The sequence below is a fragment of the Caballeronia terrestris genome (assembly GCF_001544515.1).
GTDB classification, from domain to species: Bacteria; Pseudomonadota; Gammaproteobacteria; order Burkholderiales; family Burkholderiaceae; genus Caballeronia; species Caballeronia terrestris.
This window is the reverse complement of the sequence record NZ_FCOL02000009.1, coordinates 93,166-112,256: the sequence shown is the minus strand read 5'-3', so window position 1 is coordinate 112,256 and position 19,091 is coordinate 93,166. Positions and strand designations below refer to the sequence as shown.

Sequence of the window (19,091 nt, the reverse complement as noted above, 5' to 3'; positions counted from 1 at the left end):
GTACGGTTTCTCGCCCGTTGCCAGGCGAGCAATGCGAATTGCGAATCCGCCATGCTACAGCAATCGTTTGGCATGCCGCATAAGCGGCCCGCCGTGCCCTCGTGCTCAAGCCGCGAGCAAGCCCTTCTCTTCGATGAAGCGGATCACTTCATCCAGCCCGTCGAGCGCCTTCAGGTTGCACATCACGAACGGCCGCTCGCCGCGCATTTTCTTGGCATCAGAAGCCATTACGTCGAGGTTTGCACCGACATAGGGCGCGAGATCGGTCTTGTTGATCACGAGCAGGTCCGATTTCGTAATTCCCGGGCCGCCCTTGCGCGGAATCTTCTCGCCGCCCGCGACATCGATCACGTAGATCGTCAGGTCCGACAGTTCCGGGCTGAACGTCGCAGCCAGATTGTCGCCGCCCGATTCGATGAACACGATGTCGGCATCGGGAAAGCGCGCGATCATCTGGTCGACGGCTTCGAGATTGATCGACGCATCCTCCCGGATCGCCGTGTGCGGGCAGCCGCCTGTCTCGACGCCCATGATGCGTTCGGCCGGCAGCGCGCCCGCGACGGTCAAGAGGCGCTGGTCTTCCTTCGTGTAGATGTCGTTGGTGATCGCGACGAGGTCGTACTTTTCGCGCATCGCCTTGCACAGCATTTCGAGCAGCGTGGTTTTGCCGGAGCCGACCGGACCTCCGACGCCGACGCGCAACGGCGGCAGCTTCTTGGTTCGGCGATGAGCGGCGGAATAGGCGGGCGTGTTCATGTTCGATGAGGTCTTCAGGAGCGAAAGAGCCGCGAATACTGCGATTCGTGTCGAGCCGACAGAATGCCCAGTTGCGGCGCGAAAGTGTTGATGTGATCGGGCGGAGTCGCGAGCGCGCGCGCGACGGCGCGATCGATCGGATCGCGCAATGCGACGATGATGCGCTGCCCCGCAAGCTGCCCGAGCGGCACGGCCTTGAGCGCCGCGGCCGCCTGGTTCTCGACCCAACCGAACGCGTAGGCGGCCAGGGCCGATTCGGGCGAGAGGTCGTGCGCGTAGGCGGCGAACGCGAAGGCGGTCGGCTGCGCGATCGGCTTCAAGGCGTTGAGCGTCGCGCGTCGTTCTGCGTCGCCCCATTCGAGCGACGTGCACAACTGCGCGAGCGACCAGCCCATTTGCTGCGTCTCGCGCCGCAGTTCGGCCGATTCGCGGCTCGCGAGAAACTCTTCATCGGCAATGGCGAGCGCGCTTGCATCATGCATGCGCCAGCGTTCGATCTGATGCGCGAGGAACGGCAACTCGCCGCGCGCGAGCACATGCGTGAGACCGCTCGCGATCCAGTTGCGCGCGGTATCGCCATCGTGGATCAGGCCGTGCTCGATCGCGGCTTCGAGACCCTGCGAATAGCTGAACGCGCCGATCGGCAACGCAGGCGATGCGAGATGCAGCAGCGCCGTGAGTTCAGCGATGCGCATGACCGTGGTCGTGGCTGCACGTCGAGTGGTCGTGGTCATGACCATGATGTTCATCGAAGACCTTCTGCGCGAGCGCGTAGTCCTCGGTGAAGGTTTCATCATGACCATGCTTGTGGCCGCCGCCATACGCGCCCGTCTCCGGCTGGAACGGCTGCGATGCGTGTTCGACTTGCGCGCCCAAACGACGCAGCATGTCTTCGAGCACCGGATCGGCTTCGAGCTTCAGGTGATCCGCGCTCACTTCCACCGGCGTGTGGCGGTTGCCGAGATGATAGGCCGCACGCGTGAGCGTCAGCGCATCCGGCGCGCGCACGACGAGCACGTCCTGCGCCGCCGCGATCACGCGAACCAGCGCGCCATCGTCGGCGACGAGCACGTCGCCATCGCGCAGTACCGAGCCGCGCGGCATCACGAGCGCAACTTCCTCACCCGTGTCGAGCGTCGCGGCGAGGCGGCTCTTGCAGCGCGCATCGAAGGGAAGGGTGAGCGTCGCGGCGCGCTTGATCAGCACGGGTGCGAGCTTCGCGGTGAGACGTTTGTCGATCGTACGCATGGTTCAGAAGAGGAAATAGCGCTGCGCCATCGGCAGCACGGTAGCGGGATCGCAGGTCAGCAACTGGCCGTTCGCGACCACCTGATACGTCTCGGGATCGACGGTGATCGATGGTTGCCACGCGTTGTGGATCATATCGGCCTTCGTGATCTTGCGGCAGTCCTTCACCGGCACCACATGCTTCGAAAGTCCATAGCGATCCGCGATGCGCGCATCCGCCGCCATCTGCGAGACGAACGTGAGCGACGTCTTGCCGAGCGCGCCGCCGCGTGTCGCGAACATCTCGCGGTAGTGCACCGGTTGCGGCGTCGGAATCGAAGCGTTCGGGTCGCCCATCTGCGCGACCGCGATCATGCCGCCCTTTACGATCATCGCGGGCTTCACGCCGAAGAACGCCGGTTCCCAGAACACGAGGTCCGCCCACTTGCCCGGCTCGATCGACCCGACTTCATGCGCGATGCCATGCGTGATCGCCGGGTTGATCGTGTACTTTGCGACGTAGCGTTTCGCGCGGAAGTTGTCGTTGCGTGCGCTGTCCTCGGGCAACGCGCCGCGCTGTATCTTCATCTTGTGCGCGGTCTGCCAGGTGCGGATCACGACTTCGCCGACGCGGCCCATCGCCTGCGAATCGGACGAGAGCATCGAGAGCGCGCCCAGGTCGTGCAGGATGTCTTCGGCGGCGATCGTCTCGCGGCGGATGCGCGACTCGGCGAACGCGATGTCTTCCGCAATCGACGGATCGAGGTGATGGCAGACCATCAGCATGTCGAGGTGTTCGTCGAGCGTGTTGATGGTGTAGGGGCGCGTGGGATTCGTCGACGAAGGCAGCACGTTCGATTCACCGCAGACCTTGATGATGTCCGGTGCATGGCCGCCGCCCGCGCCCTCCGTGTGATACGTGTGGATCGTGCGGCCCTTGAATGCGGCTACCGTCGTTTCGACGAAGCCCGCTTCGTTCAGCGTATCCGTGTGGATGGCGACTTGCGTGTCGGTATCGTCGGCGACCGAGAGGCAGTTGTCGATCGCGGCGGGCGTCGTGCCCCAGTCTTCGTGCAGCTTCAGGCCGATCGCGCCCGCCTTGATCTGCTCGACGAGCGGCGCCGGCAGGCTCGCGTTGCCCTTGCCGAGAAAGCCCAGGTTGACGGGCCAGCCGTCGGCGGCCTGCAGCATGCGTTCGATGTGCCACGGACCGGGCGTGCAAGTAGTCGCGTTCGTGCCGGTGGCGGGACCGGTGCCGCCGCCGAGCATCGTCGTCACGCCGCTTGCGAGCGCTTCGTCGATCTGCTGCGGGCTGATGAAGTGGATATGCGAATCGATGCCGCCCGCCGTCACGATCATGCCTTCGCCCGCGATCACTTCGGTGGCCGCGCCGATCGCGATCGTCACGCCGGGCTGGATGTCGGGATTGCCCGCCTTGCCGATGGCGAAGATGCGTCCGCCCTTGATGCCGATGTCGGCTTTCACGATGCCCCAGTGATCGAGGATCAGCGCATTGGTGACGACCGTATCGACGACGTCGTCCGCGACGCGTTGCGACTGGCCCATGCCGTCGCGGATCACTTTGCCGCCGCCGAATTTCACTTCTTCGCCGTAGGTGGTGAAGTCGCGTTCGACTTCGATCAGGAGGTCGGTGTCGGCGAGACGGACACGGTCGCCGGTGGTCGGGCCGAACATTTCCGCGTAGGCGCGGCGGCCGATGCGTAGCGTCATTGCTTTTTATCCCGATAGAGTCAGAGCGGTCCCATCACGAGACCGTTGAAGCCGTAGACGGCGCGATCGCCCGCGAGCGCGACGAGCTCGACGGTGCGTTCCTGTCCCGGCTCGAAGCGCACGGCGGTGCCCGCCGCGATGTTCAGGCGAAAGCCGCGGGCTTTCTCGCGTTCGAAGACGAGCGCCGTGTTGACTTCGTAGAAGTGGTAGTGCGAGCCGACCTGCACGGGGCGGTCGCCGGTATTCGACACGACGACCGACACGGTTTCGCGGCCTGCGTTGAGTTCGTGTTCGCCGTCGTCGATCAGATATTCGCCGGGGATCATGGCGCGGGTTCCTCTTTGATCAGGGGATCGGATGATGGACGGTCACGAGCTTCGTGCCGTCGGGGAAGGTGGCCTCGATCTGGATGTCGGGGATCATCTCGGGGACGCCTTCCATGACGTCATCGCGGGTCAGCAAGGTGGTGCCGTAGTGCATCACATCGGCGACGGTCTTGCCGTCGCGGGCCGCTTCCATCAGCGCTGCCGAGATGAAGGCGACGGCTTCCGGATAGTTCAGTTTCAGGCCGCGGGCGCGGCGGCGTTCCGCTAATAGCGCAGCCGTGAAAATCAGTAGCTTGTCTTTTTCTCTTGGGGTGAGTTTCATCGGTTGGTCTTGTTTCGCTTCGCTTTAGGCGGGTTGCGTTAAGTTACACCGTTTGATGCGCTCGTGGTTCTATGGAACTTGCATTCTTAACGGTCTATTTGCTCTGCCCCTGTCCGGGGCGGGACTCACTTTCTTTGCTGCTGCAAAGAAAGTAAGCAAAGAAAGCAGCTTCCAACCGCCAGCGCTAACAAATCCTCACTCGCATAGAAACGGATTGGCGCTGGAGAGTAAGTGTCGCCCTCACGGCAGAACCGGGCTTGGCTCGCGGACCCACTGTGGCAACGCGCACTTCCTCTGAGTGGTATGCGCTCCGTTTGGCGCCGTCCTCGCTTCGCTCCGACGTCGGGTTCACAAAAGCCATCTTTTGCTTGCGCTCCCTGCTTGCCTTAATTCCCCGCGCCGTGCACCAACGTCTGAGCGCGTAGCGCGAGGACGGATGTATGACTGCTGCACCTCTCCGGTGTACTGCGAGTTGCCACAGTGGGTCCGCGAGCCAAGCCCGGTTCTACCGTGAGGGCGACACTTACTCTCCAGCGCCAATCCGTTGATACGCGAGTGAGGGTTTCTTAGCTTTGGCGGTTGGAAGCTGCTTTCTTTGCTTACTTTCTTTGCAGCAGCAAAGAAAGTGAGTCCCGCCCCGGACAGGGGCAGAGCAAATAGACCGACAAGAAAACAAGTTCCCTAAAAGCGCGAGCGCATCAAACGGTGTTCACTTAACCCCACCCCACCCCACCCCAAGCCATCAAAAATCATTGAATAAACTTCTGCAATTCAATCGTGGTCGGCCGTTCAAAAATCTCCTCCGGCGTGCCGCTTTCCCACACACGCCCTTGGTGCATGAATACGACCTTGTTGCTCACCCTCCGCGCAAAGCGCATCTCATGCGTGACCATGATCAGGGTCATCCCGTCGCGCGCGAGGTCTTCCACAACGGCGAGCACCTCACCGACCAGTTCAGGATCGAGTGCCGAAGTAATCTCATCGCAAAGCAGAACGGTAGGCTTCATTGCAAGCGCCCGGGCGATCGCAACGCGCTGTTGCTGCCCGCCCGACAGTTGCTCCGGATAAGCATTGAACTTGTCCGCGAGACCCACCCGTTCGAGCACTTGCTCGGCAGTCGCGCGAGCCTTCGCCTTGTGCACTTTCTTGACCACCGTCTGCGCCAGCATCACATTCTGGCCAGCCGTCAGATGCGGAAAGAGGTTGTATTGCTGAAACACCATGCCGACTTTCAAGCGCAGCGCACGCAAATCCGCATGGCGCGCATCCATGTGCTCGCCGTCGATTTCGATCGAGCCTTCGTCGATGCTTTCAAGGCCGTTCAACGTGCGCAGCAGCGTGCTCTTGCCCGAGCCACTACGTCCGATGATCGCCACGACCTGTCCAGGCTCGACCGAAAAATCGATGCCCTTCAGGACCTGGTTCGATCCAAACTGCTTCTTGAGACTGCGTGTTTCAACGAGCGGCATTCCATTTCCTTTCCAGCGTGCGCGCGTAGCGAGTGAGCGGATAACAAAGCACGAAATAAATCACGGCGACGAGGCCATACACGAGAAACGGCTTGAACGTGGCGTTCGAAATCATCGTGCCGGCCTTGGTGAGTTCGGTAAAGCCGATGATCGAGACGAGCGCCGTGTCCTTCACGGCCTGCACGCCGAAACCGACCGTCGGCCCCACCGCGATTCGCGCGGCCTGCGGCAAAATCACGTGACGAAGCTGCTCGAAGTAATTCATCGCGAGACTCGACGACGCCTCCCATTGCCCCTTCGGAACCGCCTCGACGCAGCCGCGCCAGATCTCCGCGAGATAAGCGCTCGTAAAGAGCGTGAGGCCGACCGTCGCGGCGATCCACGGCGATACCTCGATGCCGAGCAGCGGCAAGCCGAAGAACACGAGGAACAGTTGCATCAGCAGCGGCGTGCCCTGAAACACTTCGATATAGCCCTTCACGATCGTGCGCAGCAAGCGCGACTTCGATACGCGCATCACGAGCAGCGCAAAGCCGACCACGCCGCCCGCAATGAACGACACGATCGACAAAACGATCGTCCAGCGCGCGGCGAGCAGCAGGTTCGTGAGGATCTGCTCAAAGGTGAATTCGATCATCGCGCGCCTCGCAGATTGCGTGAGAAGAGGCGCTTGCCGGCCGAGTTGAGCAGCAAGCGCAAAATGATCGCCATCACGAGATAGGCCGCCGTGATCAGGAAGTAGGTTTCGAACGCGCGGAAGTTGCGCGACTGGATGTAGCTCGCCGCATACGTGAGATCGGGCACCGAGATCTGCGAGACGACAGCCGAGCCGAGCATCGTGATGACGATCTGGCTCGATAGCGCGGGGAAGACCTTGGCGATCGCCTGCGGCAATACGACGTGCCGGAAGGTCTGTCCGCGCGACATCGCAAGCGATGCCGCCGCTTCCAGATGACCCTTCGGCACCGCGGCGATCCCCGAGCGGATGATCTCCACCGAATACGCGCCGAGGTTCAGCGTCATCGCGAGAACGGCCGCTGTATATTCGCCGAGATGCACGCCCAATGCGGGCAGGCCGAAGAACACGAAGAACAGTTGCACGATGAACGGCGTATTGCGGATCGCTTCGACATAGCCTCGCACGAGGCCGCGTAACCACGTGTGCTTGCTGCCGCTGCCCGCCGCACCCGCTACGCCAACGGCGATGCCGAGCGCCGTCGAGACGGCGGTGAGGGCGAGCGTCGTCGCGCCGCCGCTCGTGAACATGCCGACGTATTCGCCGAGATCGCCAAATTGAAGTTCATAGGCCATTAAAAGCGTTGCCTTAATTTATATGCGTGTTAGAGGCTCGCGGGCAGCGGCTGGCCGAACCACTTCTTCGACATCCCTTCGAGCGTGCCGTCCTTCTTAGCCTGCTCGATGGCCGCATCGACCTTCGCGACGAGGCGCGGCTCGTTCTTGTTCATGCCGACGAAGCACGGCGAATTCTTGATGACGAACTTCGCTTCCGGACGGCGCGGCGGGTTCTTCGCGAGAATCGCAGCCGCGACGATGTTGCCCGCCGCGATCAGTTGCACCTGGCCCGAAAGGAACGCGGAGATCGTTGCGTTGTTGTCCTCGAAGCGCTTGATCGTCGCGTTCGGCGCCATCTGCGTGAGCGCGATTTCTTCGAGTGCGCCACGCGTCGCGCCGACCGTCTTGCCGGTCAGGTCGGCGGGGCCGGCCACCTTGATGTCGGCGGGACCGAACACGCCCTGGAAGTACGGCGCATAAGCGGTCGAGAAATCGACGACCTTCTCGCGCTCAGGCGTCTTGCCAAGCGATGAAATCACGAGATCGACCTTGTTCGTCGTGAGATACGGAATGCGGTTCGCACTGTTGACCGGCACGAGTTCGAGCTTCACGCCCATCGCCTTGGCGAGGACGCCCGCCATGTCGATGTCATAGCCTTGCGGCTTCATGTCGGCACCGACCGCGCCGAACGGCGGATAGTCTTCCGGCACCGCGACGCGCAGCGTGCCGCTCTTCGTGATCGTATCGACGGCGTCGGCGTGGGCCGCGACCGGTGCGAGAGCGAAGAGGGGCACCGCGATGAGGGCGGTGAGAGCCGTGCGGCGCGCGCGGGAAAGCGTGTGATTCATCGATGATCCTGTTATGTGTGTTGCGCGCCTAAGCCTTCTTTGCGTAGGCGCGAGCTTGAGCCGGATCACTTAAGCGAGAGTCATGCCATCGCGCCTAGGCTTAGAGCCCGCAAGCCTTGGCGTCATCGTTCAAGCTAACACGCACAAAATCGGGCGCAATAAAGCGCTGCTTTGGTGCGCCAGATCAAGTCGTCCAGAGACGCAAAGGCTTCGCATCGATGCCGTGGACCAGCGGACGCAACTGCATCCAGCAATCGGTGAGTGCGCGTTGCAGCGGCTCCATCGAGCGGCTGACGGCGCGCACGATCAGCACGCCAGGAGCTACGCACGAGGCGGCGGCGCGCAGGGTGTCGTCGAAGGGAAGATGGGCGGTGAGCGATTCGGCGAGGGCGTCGTCGCAAGTAGGGCCGATGGCCCAGAGCGTGCCGTAGGCGGGGAACGAAGCAAGACCTTGCGGCGCATCGCGCAGCGGATCGTCGGCGCTGAGATGGGCGCGTTCGAACCATCGCAAGCGGCCGTCGCTAGTCCGGATGCTCGATGTGGCCGCGAGTCTGCCATCGGACCATCGTTCGCCCGAGGACTGGCGGCCGAGTTGCATCGCGTCCCAGCCGATGGCGGTGGCGTCGTCGTCGAGAGTCAGCGTGAAGGCGAGCTCCACATTCGACGACTCGAACACGATGTTGTTCTGCGGCAGCCAGTCGAGCTTCGCGCCCGCGCCACCGCGAATGTCGATACGCTGAGTCGCGAGCTTGCCGTTAGACTTGTACCACTTGGTGGCGCCAGGTGTCGTGATGACGGCGTGCGTTTGCGCCGCAAGATCGATGTCGATGGCGAGCCGGTCGCCGCCCGCGACGCCGCCCGGCGGATGCACGATCACCGCGTGGCAAGTCGCATCGCCTTCGGGATAAAGCGGCCGTTGCAGGCGCAGCGGCCCTTCGTGCCTGCGATGCGTGAGCACCGTGCGCGCGTGTTGCCGCGTGAAGCCGAGTTCGAGGCGACCGTGCCATTCGTCGGCGGGTGTGAGCGCTGCGTGGGGTGCGTGGTGCATGAATGCGAGGCGTGACGGATGGAGCCGCAATGGTACGGCCGCATTCACACTGCGATCAACTCCCTCACGCCGTGCGCTTCCATGTCGGTGCCTTCGCCGCCCGCGACGATCTCGCCGCGGCTCATGACCCAGTAGCGGTCGGCGAGTTCGCGTGCGAAGTCGTAATACTGCTCGACGAGCAATACCGTCATGCCCATTTCATCGACGAGTTGCCGCAACGTGCGCCCGATGTCCTGGATGATCGATGGCTGGATGCCTTCGGTCGGTTCATCGAGGATCAGCAGTTGGGGTTCGCTCATGAGCGCCCGGCCGATGGCGAGTTGCTGCTGCTGTCCGCCGGAGAGGTCGCCGCCGCGGCGGCTCTTCATGTCGCGCAGGACGGGGAAGAGTTCGTAGATGCGGTCCGGCACTTTCGACGGCGCCTTGCGGCTTGCAGCACCGACCATCAGGTTTTCTTCGACGGTGAGGCGGCCGAAGATATCGCGGCCTTGCGGCACGTAGGCCAGGCCGTTCGCGACGCGCTTGTAAGTCGGCATCGAAGAGATCTTCGCGCCGCGCCAGGTGATCGTGCCGCTTTTGGTCGGCACGACGCCCATCAGGCAGCGCAGGAGCGTCGTCTTGCCGACGCCGTTGCGGCCGAGCAGTACTGTCAGCTTTCCGTCGGGCACCGTCATCTTCACATCGCGGAGGATGTGGCTGCCGCCGTAGTACTGGTTAAGGGAATCGACTTCCAGCATGGGTTTGTATCCTGTTTGATGCACTTGCGCGCTAGCGCCCCAAGTACGATTCGATCACCGCTTCATTGCGCTTGACCTCGTCGAGCGTACCTTCCGCAAGCACGCTTCCTTCGGCCATCACAGTGACCTTTCCGGTCGCTCCAGAAAGCGCGGCGACAAACTCCATATCGTGCTCGACGACCATCATCGAACAGGTCCCGCGCAGCTTGTTGAGCAATTCCGCGAGTTCCATCGTCTCGTGATCGGTCATGCCCGCAGCCGGCTCATCGAGCAGCAAAAGGGCAGGCTGCTGCATCAGCAACATCCCGATCTCCAGCCGCTGCTTTTGCCCGTGCGAAAGCTCACCCGCAGCGCGCGTCGCGTCATGCTGCAGGCGAATCAATTCGAGCGTCTCTTCGATGCGAGCCTGCGCACTACGATCCAGCCGCGCGCGCAACGAAGCAAACCACCCCTTATCGGTCTTCATCGCGAGTTCGAGGTTCTCCCACACCGGATGGTTCTCGAACACCGTCGGCTTCTGAAACTTGCGCCCGATGCCGGTACGCGCGATCACCGGCTCCGACATCCGCGTCAAATCCAGCGTCTGCCCGAGAAAGACCTTTCCGCCGTCGGGACGCGTCTTGCCGGTGACGACGTCCATCATCGTCGTCTTGCCAGCGCCGTTCGGGCCGATCACGCAGCGCAACTCGCCGACGTCGATCGACAGTGTCAGCTTGTTCAGCGCGCGAAAGCCATCGAAGGAAACGGTCACGTCTTCGAGATAAAGAATCGTGCCGTGCGATATGTCGATCTCGCCGGGCGCCAGGATATGCCCCAGCCCCGTGATGCCGTTCATGTTGCGTTCGCTGACTTCCGGCAAGGGCGGCAAGTCGACGATCAACGCGTTGTGTGCGGTCATTGCGCATGCCCTCCGGTCTTCTTGCGGCGCAGCGCCATGTCGATCAATCCCATGATTCCCTGCGGCAAGAGAAGCGGCACGAGCGTGAAGATGAGCCCAAGGAAAAACAGCCAGTATTCAGGGAAATTCGCCGTGAAAAAACTCTTCGCGCCATTCACCGCGAACGCTCCCACAATCGGTCCGATCAGCGTGCCACGACCACCGACCGCGACCCAGATCGCCATCTCGATCGAGTTCGCCGGCGACATCTCGTTCGGATTGATGATGCCAACTTGCGGCACATAGAGCGCCCCCGCGATGCCGCACAACACTGCCGACACGGTCCAGATGAAGAGCTTGTAAGCGAGCGGGCTATAGCCTAAGAACATCAGCCTCGCTTCGCCGTCGCGCACGCCGGTGACCACGCGCCCGAGCTTCGACGTGACGATCGCACGCGCCGCGATGAACGCAAGCACGAGCACCGCGAACGTGATCAGGAAGAGGGCGGTACGCGTGCCCGGATGCGTGATCGGAAAGCCTGCGATGCGTTTGAAGTCCGTGAAGCCGTTGTTGCCGCCGAAGCCCGTCTCGTTGCGATAGAAGAGCAGCATCGCGGCGAACGTCATCGCCTGCGTGATGATCGACAGGTACACGCCCTTCACGCGCGAGCGGAACGTGAAGAAGCCGAACACCCACGCGAGAATGCCCGGCACCAGCACGACGAGCGCGAGCGCGTACCAGAGATGCTCGGTGCCCTCCCAGTACCACGGCAGCTTGTGCCAGTCGAGGAACACCATGAAGTCGGGCAGGTCGCTCTGATACGTGCCTTCGCGCCCGATCGAGCGCATCAGGTACATGCCCATCGCATAGCCGCCGAGCGCGAAGAAGAGCGCGTGCCCGAGGCTCAGGATGCCGCAGTAGCCCCACACGAGATCGAGCGCGAGTGCGCCGATCGCGTAGCACATGAGCTTGCCGATCAGCGTCATCGCGTACGCGGAGAGGTGGAACGTGCTCGTCTCCGGCAAGACGAGCGCGGCGATCGGCACGCAGATGCCCATCGCGAGGATCAGCGCGACGAGCGCGAGCCAGCCGTTGCGCGGCAGGAGCGCGGCGCGCGGCGGCAGGCCGAGCGCGAAGCCTTCAAGCCGCGCGCGTTCGTCGGGTTGCGGCGCGACGTCGAGATTCGCGCCGACATCGGTCGAGGAAGCGGTCATCTCAAGCCTCCGCGCTGCGGCCCTTCAGGGCGAACATGCCCTGAGGACGCTTCTGGATGAACAACACGATGAGCACGAGCACCGCGATCTTCGCGAGCACCGCGCCCCAGAACGGCTCGATCGTCTTGCTGATGAGCCCGAGGCCGAAGCCGCCGATGACCGTTCCCGCCAACTGCCCGACGCCGCCGAGCACGACCGCCATGAACGAATCGATGATGTAGCTCTGGCCGAGGTCCGGCCCGACGTTGCCGATCTGCGAGAGCGCGCAGCCGCCGAGTCCCGCGATGCCCGCGCCGAACGCGAATGCGTACGAATCGACGCGCGCGGTTTTCACGCCGACGCACGCCGCCATGCGGCGGTTCTGCGTCACGGCGCGCACGAAGAGACCGAGGCGCGTCTTCGTCAGCACCGCCCACGCGATGAACACGACGACGATCGAGAAGCCGAGGATCGTCAGGCGGTTGTACGGGAGGATCAGGTTCTGCATCACGTTGACGCCGCCGCTCATCCACGACGGGTTCGTCACCTGCACGTTCTGCGCGCCGAAGATCGTGCGCGTCGCCTGGATCAGGATCAGGCTGATGCCGAAGGTCGTCAGCAGCGTTTCGAGCGGGCGTCCGTAGAGATGCTTCAGCACGAGCCGTTCGAGCACGATGCCGACCACCGCCGCCGCCGCGAAAGACACCGGCACCGCGAAGAGCGGATACCAGTTGAACGCGGCGGGCGCGTAATGCTGCACGACGTTCTGCACGACATACGTGGCGTACGCGCCGATCATCAGGAACTCGCCATGCGCCATGTTGATGACGCCGATCAGGCCGTACGTGATCGCCAAGCCGAGCGCGGCGAGCAAGAGCACGCTGCCGAGCGAGAGCCCCGCGAACAGCGTGCCCGCGATCTGGCCGCGCCGCTGGATCGAGTCGAGGTCTGCGATGCCTGCCTGCGCTGCGGCGCGCACGCGTTCATCGGATTCGTTGAACGTGCCGTCCGCTTTCTTCGCGACGAGCGGACGCAGCAGTTCATTCATGTCGAGGTCATGCCGCGCGACGACGAGCTGCACTGCTTCCAGGCGATTCTTCGCGTCGGGATCGTGCAGCGCGGTCATCGCCCAGAGCGTGTCGAGGCGCTTCTTCAAATCGGCATCGGTTTCGCCGGCGCGCGCCTTGTCGATGAGCGGCTTCATCGTCGGATCGGGATTCTTCAGCAACGCGGCGACGGCGTCGCGGCGTTTCGCGACATCGGTGGAGGCGAGCTGCAGCGCCGACAACGCGCCCGCGACCTTCGCGCGCAGCAGGTTGTTCAGCGTGATCGATTGCGCATCGGGTGCTTCCACGGCCTTGCCGGTCAGCGGGTCCTTGTTGCCGTCGTCGGTCTGCACGAGCACCTGGCCCTTGTCGGTCGCGACGAGCGAGCCGTCCGCGAGCGCGTTGAGCACCGCGATCGAGGGGGCGTCGGCATTGGCGACGAGCTTGTCGATGGCGGCGGATTTGGCATCGAAATCGTCGGCGCCGAGCGGGGCGAGATCGTCGGCGGAGAGGGCTGCGAACGCGGCGAGCGGCGCGCAGGCGAGCAACACGGCGCAGAGCGCGCGGCGTGCGGCGCGCGCGAGGGTGTTTCCAGGCAAACCGGTCATGATGGCCTTTCAGGTGAGGCTGGGCGTTCTCGTGAAGACGCCGCGCCCAAGCGTGTTGCGTGCAACGTTGCAAACATTGCAATGGTCGCGGCGGTAAGGCTTCAGCACGTCAGGCTAAAAACGCGATGCTCACGCCACGCGCGAACGGCGCAGGAACGCCGGGATCGACGACACGACATCCGGCTTGCCCTGATTGCCGGCGATATACGGGCTCCACGGCTGCGCGCGGATCGCGGTCTTCGTCTTCCACACGACGTTGAACTGCCCGTCGCCGCGGATTTCGCCGATCATCACCGGCTTGTGCAGATGGTGGTTGCCGTCCATCGTCAGCGTGAAGCCCGAGGGCGCGGCCATCGACTGGCCGATCATCGCGACACGCACCTTGTCGACATCCGTGCTCTTCGCCTTCTCGACGGCCTGCTTCCACATGTGGATGCCGACGAAGGTCGCTTCCATCGGGTCGTTCGTCACGCGCTTCGTGCCGCCCGGCAGGTTCTGCGACTTGACCCATTCGGCCCATTCGGTCTCGAACTTCTTGTTGTTCGTGTTCTTCACCGACATGAAGTAGTTCCACGCCGCGAGGTGCCCGACGAGCGGCTTCGTATCGATACCGCGCAGTTCTTCCTCGCCGACCGAGAAGGCGACGACCGGCACGTCGGTCGCTTTCAGGCCCTGGTTGCCCAGTTCCTTGTAGAACGGAACGTTCGAGTCGCCGTTGATCGTCGAGACGACCGTCGTCTTGCCGCCCTGCGAGAAAGTCTTGATGTTCGCGACGATGGTCTGATAGTCGCTATGTCCGAACGGTGTGTAGACCTCTTGTATATCCTCATCCTTGACTCCCTTCGAGTGGAGGAAGGCGCGCAGGATCTTGTTGGTCGTGCGCGGGTACACGTAGTCAGTGCCAAGCAGGAAGAAGCGCTTGGCGTTGCCGCCTTCGGCGCCCATCAGGTACTCGACGGCGGGAATCGCCTGCTGGTTGGGCGCGGCGCCCGTGTAGAACACATTGCGCGACATCTCTTCGCCTTCGTACTGCACAGGGTAGAAGAGGAGGCCATTCAGTTCCTCGAAGACGGGCAGCACCGACTTGCGCGAAACCGAGGTCCAGCAGCCGAACACGACGGCCACCTTGTCCTGCGTCAGAAGCTGACGTGCCTTCTCGGCGAAGAGCGGCCAGTTGGAGGCCGGATCGACGACGACCGGCTCGAGCTTGCGGCCCATCACGCCGCCGTTCTTGTTGATGTCGGCGATGGTCATGAGGGCGGTGTCTTTCAGCGACGTCTCGGAGATCGCCATCGTGCCCGACAGGGAATGCAGGATGCCGACCTTGATCGGGCCGGTATCGGCGGCTTGCGCTTTCGAGATCGGCAATTGTCCCGCGACCGCGAGCGCGCCGGACATCGAGCCGAATTTCAGGAGACTGCGTCGTTTCATGTGTTTCCCCTTGCCGATATGTTGTGTGAGCCGTAAAGAGCACGTGTTCTGGCTGGCTTTCCCGCCTTGGGCGGACGAGCAGCGCATTTGTTACTGCAAGGGATATGCCAATATGCAATAGATGCTGAATTGGCGGGGGTTTGGCGGGTGTTTGATGAAGAGCGGAGAGGAGTGGGCTGATGGCGGCGCGGGGTGTTTTGGTGCATTGGCGCGAGGACGTGCCTCATCGAGGTGCGCAACGGCGCTTCGCTGAGGCCTGGCGCCTTGGCTCACACGGGCGGCGAGCCAATGAAAAAGGGCTTCCGCCGCGAAACGGAAGCCCTTTGTTAAGACAGTTGCTTCAGCGGTTCACGGTGCGCGCCGGCACGCTCAGCACGAGCAGCGCGCCGAAAATCAGGAACCCCGCAAGCATGTACATCCCGCTCGAATTCGAAGCGGTCGCCTGCTTGAGCCAACCTACGAGATACGGGCTCAGGAAACCGGCGAGGTTCCCGAGCGAGTTGATCATCGCAATACCGGCCGCCGCGCCCGTGCCCGCGAGAAACGCCGTCGGCAGGCTCCAGAAGAGCGGCAGTGTCGTGAGGATGCCCATCGTCGCGAGCGTGAGGCCGAGCATCGCGAGCGCCGTGTTGTTCGCCCAGATCACCGAGAGCACGAGCCCGATCGACCCGAGCACCGCCGGAATCGCGATGTGCCAGCGGCGCTCGCCGCGCTTGTCCGCGCTCTTCGCGACCACCAGCATGCTGACCACCGCCGCGCCGTACGGAATCGCGGAGAGCAGGCCGATGGAGAGCGCATCGGTCACGCCGGTCGCCTTGATGATCGTCGGTAGCCAGAAGCTCACGCCGTAGAGCCCCATCACGAATGAGAAGTAGATCAGGCTCATGAGCCACACCTTCGGGCTCGAAAAGATCATGCCGATCGACATGTCTTCCTTCTCGACGTTGTCCGCGGCGATGTTGCGCTCGAGCAGTTCGCGCTCTTCCTGTGTCAGCCACTTCGCCTTCGAGATGCGGTCGTCGAGCATGAAGAACACCACGAGGCCGACGACGATCGACGGAATCCCTTCGAGCAGCAGCAGCCATTGCCAGCCGTGCCAGTGGTTGACGCCATCGAAGGACTTCATGATCCAGCCCGACACCGGCCCGCCGATGAGGCCGGACAGCGCGATCGCCGTCATGAAGAGCGACGTCATGCGCCCGCGCCGATGCGCCGGATACCAGTAGGTGAGGTACAGGATGATCCCGGGGAAGAAGCCCGCTTCCGCGATGCCGAGAAGAAAGCGCATCACGTAGAACATCGTCGGCGTGGTGATGAACATCGTGAGCGCGGAGATGATGCCCCACGTGATCATGATCCGCGCGATCCACACGCGCGCGCCGACCTTGTGGAGGATCACGTTGCTCGGCACCTCGAAGATGAAGTAGCCGAAGAAAAAGATGCCGGCGCCGAAGCCGTAGACGGCGTCCGAGAGACCGAGGTCGGTGCTCATCTGCAGCTTCGCGAAGCCGACGTTTACGCGGTCCAGGTACGCGACGACGTAGCAGATCAGAAGCAGTGGCGAAAGCCGCCACGCGACCTTGCGATACGTGGCTTCCTCGAACGCGGAAGGCGCCCCGGCGCCGGGGCGCTGCAACGGATTGGCGGTGCTGGCCATACCTGTCTCCTCAATTTTTATTTAATCGAAATGGTTTTGTAAAAAACCCGATGCTGCTGGATTCTAGCCGCTCGGATGGGCGCCAAGCGGCTGTTTTGGATGGGGAAAACACTGATGAGCGAGCGCCCGATCGCGCCCGCGTGCCGGGCGTCAGACGCAGCGTCCGCCGTCGACTTCGAGGCTCACGCCGGTGATGAACTCGGCATCGTCGGAAGCGAGGTAGAGCGCGGCGTTCGCGATGTCCTGCGGCGTCGAGAGGCGCCCGAGCGGAATCGTCGCGAGGAACTTCTGGCGGTTCGCGGGCGTGTCCTCCATGCCCATGAATTCGGACAGGAGACCGGTTTCGCCCATCACCGGATTGATGCAGTTCACCCGGATGCGGTCAGGCCCGAGTTCGACGGCGAGCGCCTTGCTCGCGATGATCACCGCCGCCTTGCTGCCGTTGTACCAGACGAGGCCCGGCCGCGGCCGCACGCCCGCCGTCGACGCGATGTTGATGAACGCGCCGCCGCCTTGGCGCCGGAAGTACGGCACGAACTGCTCGACGCTCCAGTAGATGCTCTTCACGTTCACTGCATAGACGCGATCGAACTCGGCTTCGGTCACTTCCATCACCGGCTTGTTCCGGTGCGTCGTGCCCGCGTTGTTCACGACGACCTGCACGCTGCCGAAGTCCTCGATGGCGGCGTCGAAGAGGGTTTTCCAGTCGGCCTGTTTCGTGACGTCGCCGGCGACCGCGATCGCGCGGCCTCCCGAGAGCGCGATCTCGCTCGCCACGCGCTCGGCCGACGCCCCGTTCAGATCGTTCACGACGACGTTCGCCCCTTCGCGCGCGAACGTCTTCGCGATGCCTTCGCCAAAGCCCGAACCGCCGCCTGTCACGATCGCCGTTTTGCCTTGCAGTCGCATGTTGTCTCCTTTTTTTAGCCGTGTTTAATCGCGATGGTTTTCAGGACGGTGAAGCCGTAGAGCGCCTCGAAGCCCTTTTCGCGCCCGTGTCCCGAATGCTTGACGCCGCCGAATGGCAATTCGACGCCGCCGCCCGCGCCATAGTTGTTGATGAACACCTGCCCCGAGCGCACGCGGCGCGCGAGGCGCATCTGGCGGCCGCCATCGCGCGTCCAGATCCCGGCGACGAGGCCGTAGTTCGTGTCGTTGGCGAGGCGCAGGGCGTCGTCTTCGGAGTCGAAGGGCATCGCCGCGAGCACCGGGCCGAACACTTCCTCTCGCGCGAGCCGGTGCGTGCGCGGGACGTCGCGCAACAAGGTCGGCGCCTGGTAGAACCCCGCTTCCGGCGCCTCCGACACCACTTCGCCATGCGCCGCCATCGCGATGCCGTCGTGCTGCGCATCGGAGAGGAAATCCCACACCCGCTGCTGCTGCTTCGCGCTGATGAGCGGCCCGCAGTCGAGATCGAGTTTGCTCGGACCGACCTTCAGCGCGGAAAACGCCTCGGCGAGCCGTTCCAGCAGCGGTTCGTACGCGGCGCGCTCGATCAGCACGCGGCTGCCCGCCGAGCACGTCTGCCCGGCGTTCTGCACGATCGCCGAGACGAGCACCGGCAGAGCGGCGTCGATATCGGCATCGGCGAAGACGATTTGCGGCGACTTCCCGCCGAGCTCCAGCGTCACGGGGACGTGGTTGTCCGCCGCCATCTTGACGACCGCCGCGCCCGTCGCGGGCGAGCCGGTGAACGAAATGTGATCGATCCCCGGATGCCGTGCGAGCGCGGCGCCCGCCTCGTAGCCGTAGCCCGTCACGATGTTGAGCGTGCCTTCGGGCAGGCCCGCCTCGGCGGCGAGCTCGGCGATGCGCAGGACCGACAGGCACGCGTCCTCGGCCGGTTTCACGACGCACGCGTTGCCCGCCGCGAGCGCCGCCGCGACGCTGCGCCCGAAAATCTGCAGCGGATAGTTCCACGGCACGATGTGCCCGGTCACGCCGTGCGGCTCGCGGATCGTGAGGACCGTGTAGCCGGTCTGGTAGGGCAGGGTTTCGCCGTGCAGCTTGTCGGCGGCGCCCGCGTAGAACTCGAAGTAGCGCGCGACACCCGCCGCGTCCGCGTGCGCCTGCTTGAGCGGCTTGCCGGTGTCGCGGGCTTCGAGCTGCGCGATCTCGTCGTGGCACGCGCCGATCAGCATCGACAGGCGCGCGAGCATGCGCCCGCGGTCCGCGGCGCTCGTGCGGCCCCAGGCGCCGTCGTAGGCGGCGCGCGCGGATTGCACGGCGCGGTCGATGTCGGCGGCGTTGCCGCGCGCGAGCTGCGAGAACACCTGGCCGTCGGACGGATCGACGACGGGGATCGTTTCGCCGACGGCCGGCGCGACCCATCGGTTGCCGATGAAATGCTTCGCTTCTTCCATGCACTGTCTCCTGGATTCCGGTGCGCGTTTCGCCGCGTCCGTCTCACCCGATTATCGCGCCATCGGACGAGTCTGAATGCGGGTCTCGATTGGCTATAATGACGCATTCGCGCGGTTTCATGCCGCAGTCTCAGCTGCTCCGGCGCGGCGCGCATCATC

19 protein-coding genes are annotated in these 19,091 nt (G+C 63.7%); all 19 read right to left on the bottom strand.

Translation table 11 applies throughout. From position 1 onward, the window contains the following. Window positions 1-105: 105 nt before the first annotated feature. Window positions 106-756 carry an urease accessory protein UreG gene (gene ureG / locus AWB67_RS10750; protein WP_087656224.1) on the bottom strand — a complete coding sequence of 217 codons (651 nt, stop codon included), beginning with the start codon at window positions 754-756 and terminating at the stop codon, window positions 106-108. A 14-nt stretch (window positions 757-770) separates the two neighbouring features. Beyond that, on the bottom strand, window positions 771-1,451 hold the full coding sequence (locus AWB67_RS10745; RefSeq protein WP_087656223.1) for an urease accessory protein UreF: 681 nt from the start codon (window positions 1,449-1,451) through the stop codon (window positions 771-773). Continuing rightward, window positions 1,438-2,004, bottom strand: a complete 567-nt coding sequence (ureE, locus tag AWB67_RS10740) for an urease accessory protein UreE (RefSeq protein WP_087656222.1) — start codon at window positions 2,002-2,004, stop codon at window positions 1,438-1,440. The genes AWB67_RS10745 and ureE overlap by 14 nt, the downstream gene beginning before the upstream one ends. A gap of 3 nt (window positions 2,005-2,007) precedes the next feature. Beyond that, on the bottom strand, window positions 2,008-3,714 hold the full coding sequence (ureC, locus tag AWB67_RS10735; RefSeq protein ID WP_087656221.1) for an urease subunit alpha: 1,707 nt from the start codon (window positions 3,712-3,714) through the stop codon (window positions 2,008-2,010). A gap of 20 nt (window positions 3,715-3,734) precedes the next feature. Beyond that, window positions 3,735-4,040, bottom strand: a complete 306-nt coding sequence (locus AWB67_RS10730; RefSeq protein ID WP_087656220.1) for an urease subunit beta — start codon at window positions 4,038-4,040, stop codon at window positions 3,735-3,737. 19 nt (window positions 4,041-4,059) lie between these two features. Next, window positions 4,060-4,362: an urease subunit gamma gene (gene ureA, locus AWB67_RS10725; RefSeq protein ID WP_087656219.1), complete on the bottom strand. Its 303-nt coding sequence runs from the start codon at window positions 4,360-4,362 to the stop codon at window positions 4,060-4,062. 749 nt (window positions 4,363-5,111) lie between these two features. Beyond that, window positions 5,112-5,831 (bottom strand): amino acid ABC transporter ATP-binding protein, encoded by a 720-nt coding sequence (locus tag AWB67_RS10715; RefSeq protein WP_087656217.1) that lies wholly within the window; start codon window positions 5,829-5,831, stop codon window positions 5,112-5,114. Then, on the bottom strand, window positions 5,818-6,468 hold the full coding sequence (locus AWB67_RS10710) for an amino acid ABC transporter permease (RefSeq protein WP_087656216.1): 651 nt from the start codon (window positions 6,466-6,468) through the stop codon (window positions 5,818-5,820). Before AWB67_RS10710 ends, AWB67_RS10715 begins: the two co-directional genes overlap by 14 nt. Then, a complete protein-coding gene (locus tag AWB67_RS10705) occupies window positions 6,465-7,142 on the bottom strand; it encodes an amino acid ABC transporter permease (protein ID WP_087656215.1) in 678 nt (225 codons plus the stop codon). Before AWB67_RS10705 ends, AWB67_RS10710 begins: the two co-directional genes overlap by 4 nt. A gap of 29 nt (window positions 7,143-7,171) precedes the next feature. Then, the gene (locus AWB67_RS10700) at window positions 7,172-7,972 is read right to left on the bottom strand and encodes a transporter substrate-binding domain-containing protein (protein WP_087656214.1); all 801 of its coding nucleotides are present in this window, start codon (window positions 7,970-7,972) and stop codon (window positions 7,172-7,174) included. A 184-nt stretch (window positions 7,973-8,156) separates the two neighbouring features. Further along, window positions 8,157-9,020, bottom strand: a complete 864-nt coding sequence (locus AWB67_RS10695; protein ID WP_087656285.1) for an urease accessory protein UreD — start codon at window positions 9,018-9,020, stop codon at window positions 8,157-8,159. Between the two features lie 44 nt (window positions 9,021-9,064). Next, the gene (gene urtE / locus AWB67_RS10690) at window positions 9,065-9,757 is read right to left on the bottom strand and encodes an urea ABC transporter ATP-binding subunit UrtE (protein WP_087656213.1); all 693 of its coding nucleotides are present in this window, start codon (window positions 9,755-9,757) and stop codon (window positions 9,065-9,067) included. Between the two features lie 31 nt (window positions 9,758-9,788). Further along, entirely contained in the window at window positions 9,789-10,592 is an 804-nt protein-coding gene (gene urtD, locus AWB67_RS10685) for an urea ABC transporter ATP-binding protein UrtD (protein ID WP_200822207.1), read from the bottom strand. 59 nt (window positions 10,593-10,651) lie between these two features. After that, complete coding sequence (urtC, locus tag AWB67_RS10680; RefSeq protein ID WP_087656211.1) at window positions 10,652-11,848, bottom strand: urea ABC transporter permease subunit UrtC; 1,197 nt, start codon at window positions 11,846-11,848, stop codon at window positions 10,652-10,654. Window position 11,849: 1 nt separating this feature from the next. Beyond that, window positions 11,850-13,481, bottom strand: a complete 1,632-nt coding sequence (urtB, locus tag AWB67_RS10675) for an urea ABC transporter permease subunit UrtB (protein WP_087656210.1) — start codon at window positions 13,479-13,481, stop codon at window positions 11,850-11,852. A gap of 129 nt (window positions 13,482-13,610) precedes the next feature. Continuing rightward, the gene (gene urtA, locus AWB67_RS10670; protein ID WP_087656209.1) at window positions 13,611-14,912 is read right to left on the bottom strand and encodes an urea ABC transporter substrate-binding protein; all 1,302 of its coding nucleotides are present in this window, start codon (window positions 14,910-14,912) and stop codon (window positions 13,611-13,613) included. Window positions 14,913-15,252: 340 nt separating this feature from the next. Then, window positions 15,253-16,569 (bottom strand): MFS transporter, encoded by a 1,317-nt coding sequence (locus AWB67_RS10665; protein WP_087656208.1) that lies wholly within the window; start codon window positions 16,567-16,569, stop codon window positions 15,253-15,255. 150 nt (window positions 16,570-16,719) lie between these two features. Then, on the bottom strand, window positions 16,720-17,478 hold the full coding sequence (locus AWB67_RS10660) for an SDR family oxidoreductase (protein WP_087656207.1): 759 nt from the start codon (window positions 17,476-17,478) through the stop codon (window positions 16,720-16,722). Between the two features lie 14 nt (window positions 17,479-17,492). Next, the gene (locus AWB67_RS10655; protein ID WP_087656206.1) at window positions 17,493-18,932 is read right to left on the bottom strand and encodes an aldehyde dehydrogenase family protein; all 1,440 of its coding nucleotides are present in this window, start codon (window positions 18,930-18,932) and stop codon (window positions 17,493-17,495) included. Window positions 18,933-19,091: the final 159 nt, after the last annotated feature.

Excerpts from the sequence above, each read along its gene's own strand:
- AWB67_RS10710 (WP_087656216.1), bottom strand. The coding sequence starts at position 6,468 with ATGATCGAATTCACCTTTGAGCAGATCCTCACGAACCTGCTGCTCGCC.
- AWB67_RS10730 (WP_087656220.1), bottom strand. The coding sequence starts at position 4,040 with ATGATCCCCGGCGAATATCTGATCGACGACGGCGAACACGAACTCAAC.
- AWB67_RS10705 (WP_087656215.1), bottom strand. The coding sequence starts at position 7,142 with ATGGCCTATGAACTTCAATTTGGCGATCTCGGCGAATACGTCGGCATG.
- urtE (WP_087656213.1), bottom strand. The coding sequence starts at position 9,757 with ATGCTGGAAGTCGATTCCCTTAACCAGTACTACGGCGGCAGCCACATC.
- AWB67_RS10660 (WP_087656207.1), bottom strand. The coding sequence starts at position 17,478 with ATGCGACTGCAAGGCAAAACGGCGATCGTGACAGGCGGCGGTTCGGGC.
- urtB (WP_087656210.1), bottom strand. The coding sequence starts at position 13,481 with ATGACCGGTTTGCCTGGAAACACCCTCGCGCGCGCCGCACGCCGCGCG.
- AWB67_RS10695 (WP_087656285.1), bottom strand. The coding sequence starts at position 9,020 with ATGCACCACGCACCCCACGCAGCGCTCACACCCGCCGACGAATGGCAC.
- ureE (WP_087656222.1), bottom strand. The coding sequence starts at position 2,004 with ATGCGTACGATCGACAAACGTCTCACCGCGAAGCTCGCACCCGTGCTG.
- AWB67_RS10745 (WP_087656223.1), bottom strand. The coding sequence starts at position 1,451 with ATGCGCATCGCTGAACTCACGGCGCTGCTGCATCTCGCATCGCCTGCG.
- ureG (WP_087656224.1), bottom strand. The coding sequence starts at position 756 with ATGAACACGCCCGCCTATTCCGCCGCTCATCGCCGAACCAAGAAGCTG.
- AWB67_RS10700 (WP_087656214.1), bottom strand. The coding sequence starts at position 7,972 with ATGAATCACACGCTTTCCCGCGCGCGCCGCACGGCTCTCACCGCCCTC.
- AWB67_RS10665 (WP_087656208.1), bottom strand. The coding sequence starts at position 16,569 with ATGGCCAGCACCGCCAATCCGTTGCAGCGCCCCGGCGCCGGGGCGCCT.
- ureC (WP_087656221.1), bottom strand. The coding sequence starts at position 3,714 with ATGACGCTACGCATCGGCCGCCGCGCCTACGCGGAAATGTTCGGCCCG.
- urtA (WP_087656209.1), bottom strand. The coding sequence starts at position 14,912 with ATGAAACGACGCAGTCTCCTGAAATTCGGCTCGATGTCCGGCGCGCTC.
- AWB67_RS10655 (WP_087656206.1), bottom strand. The coding sequence starts at position 18,932 with ATGGAAGAAGCGAAGCATTTCATCGGCAACCGATGGGTCGCGCCGGCC.
- AWB67_RS10715 (WP_087656217.1), bottom strand. The coding sequence starts at position 5,831 with ATGCCGCTCGTTGAAACACGCAGTCTCAAGAAGCAGTTTGGATCGAAC.
- urtC (WP_087656211.1), bottom strand. The coding sequence starts at position 11,848 with ATGACCGCTTCCTCGACCGATGTCGGCGCGAATCTCGACGTCGCGCCG.
- urtD (WP_200822207.1), bottom strand. The coding sequence starts at position 10,592 with ATGAACGGCATCACGGGGCTGGGGCATATCCTGGCGCCCGGCGAGATC.
- ureA (WP_087656219.1), bottom strand. The coding sequence starts at position 4,362 with ATGAAACTCACCCCAAGAGAAAAAGACAAGCTACTGATTTTCACGGCT.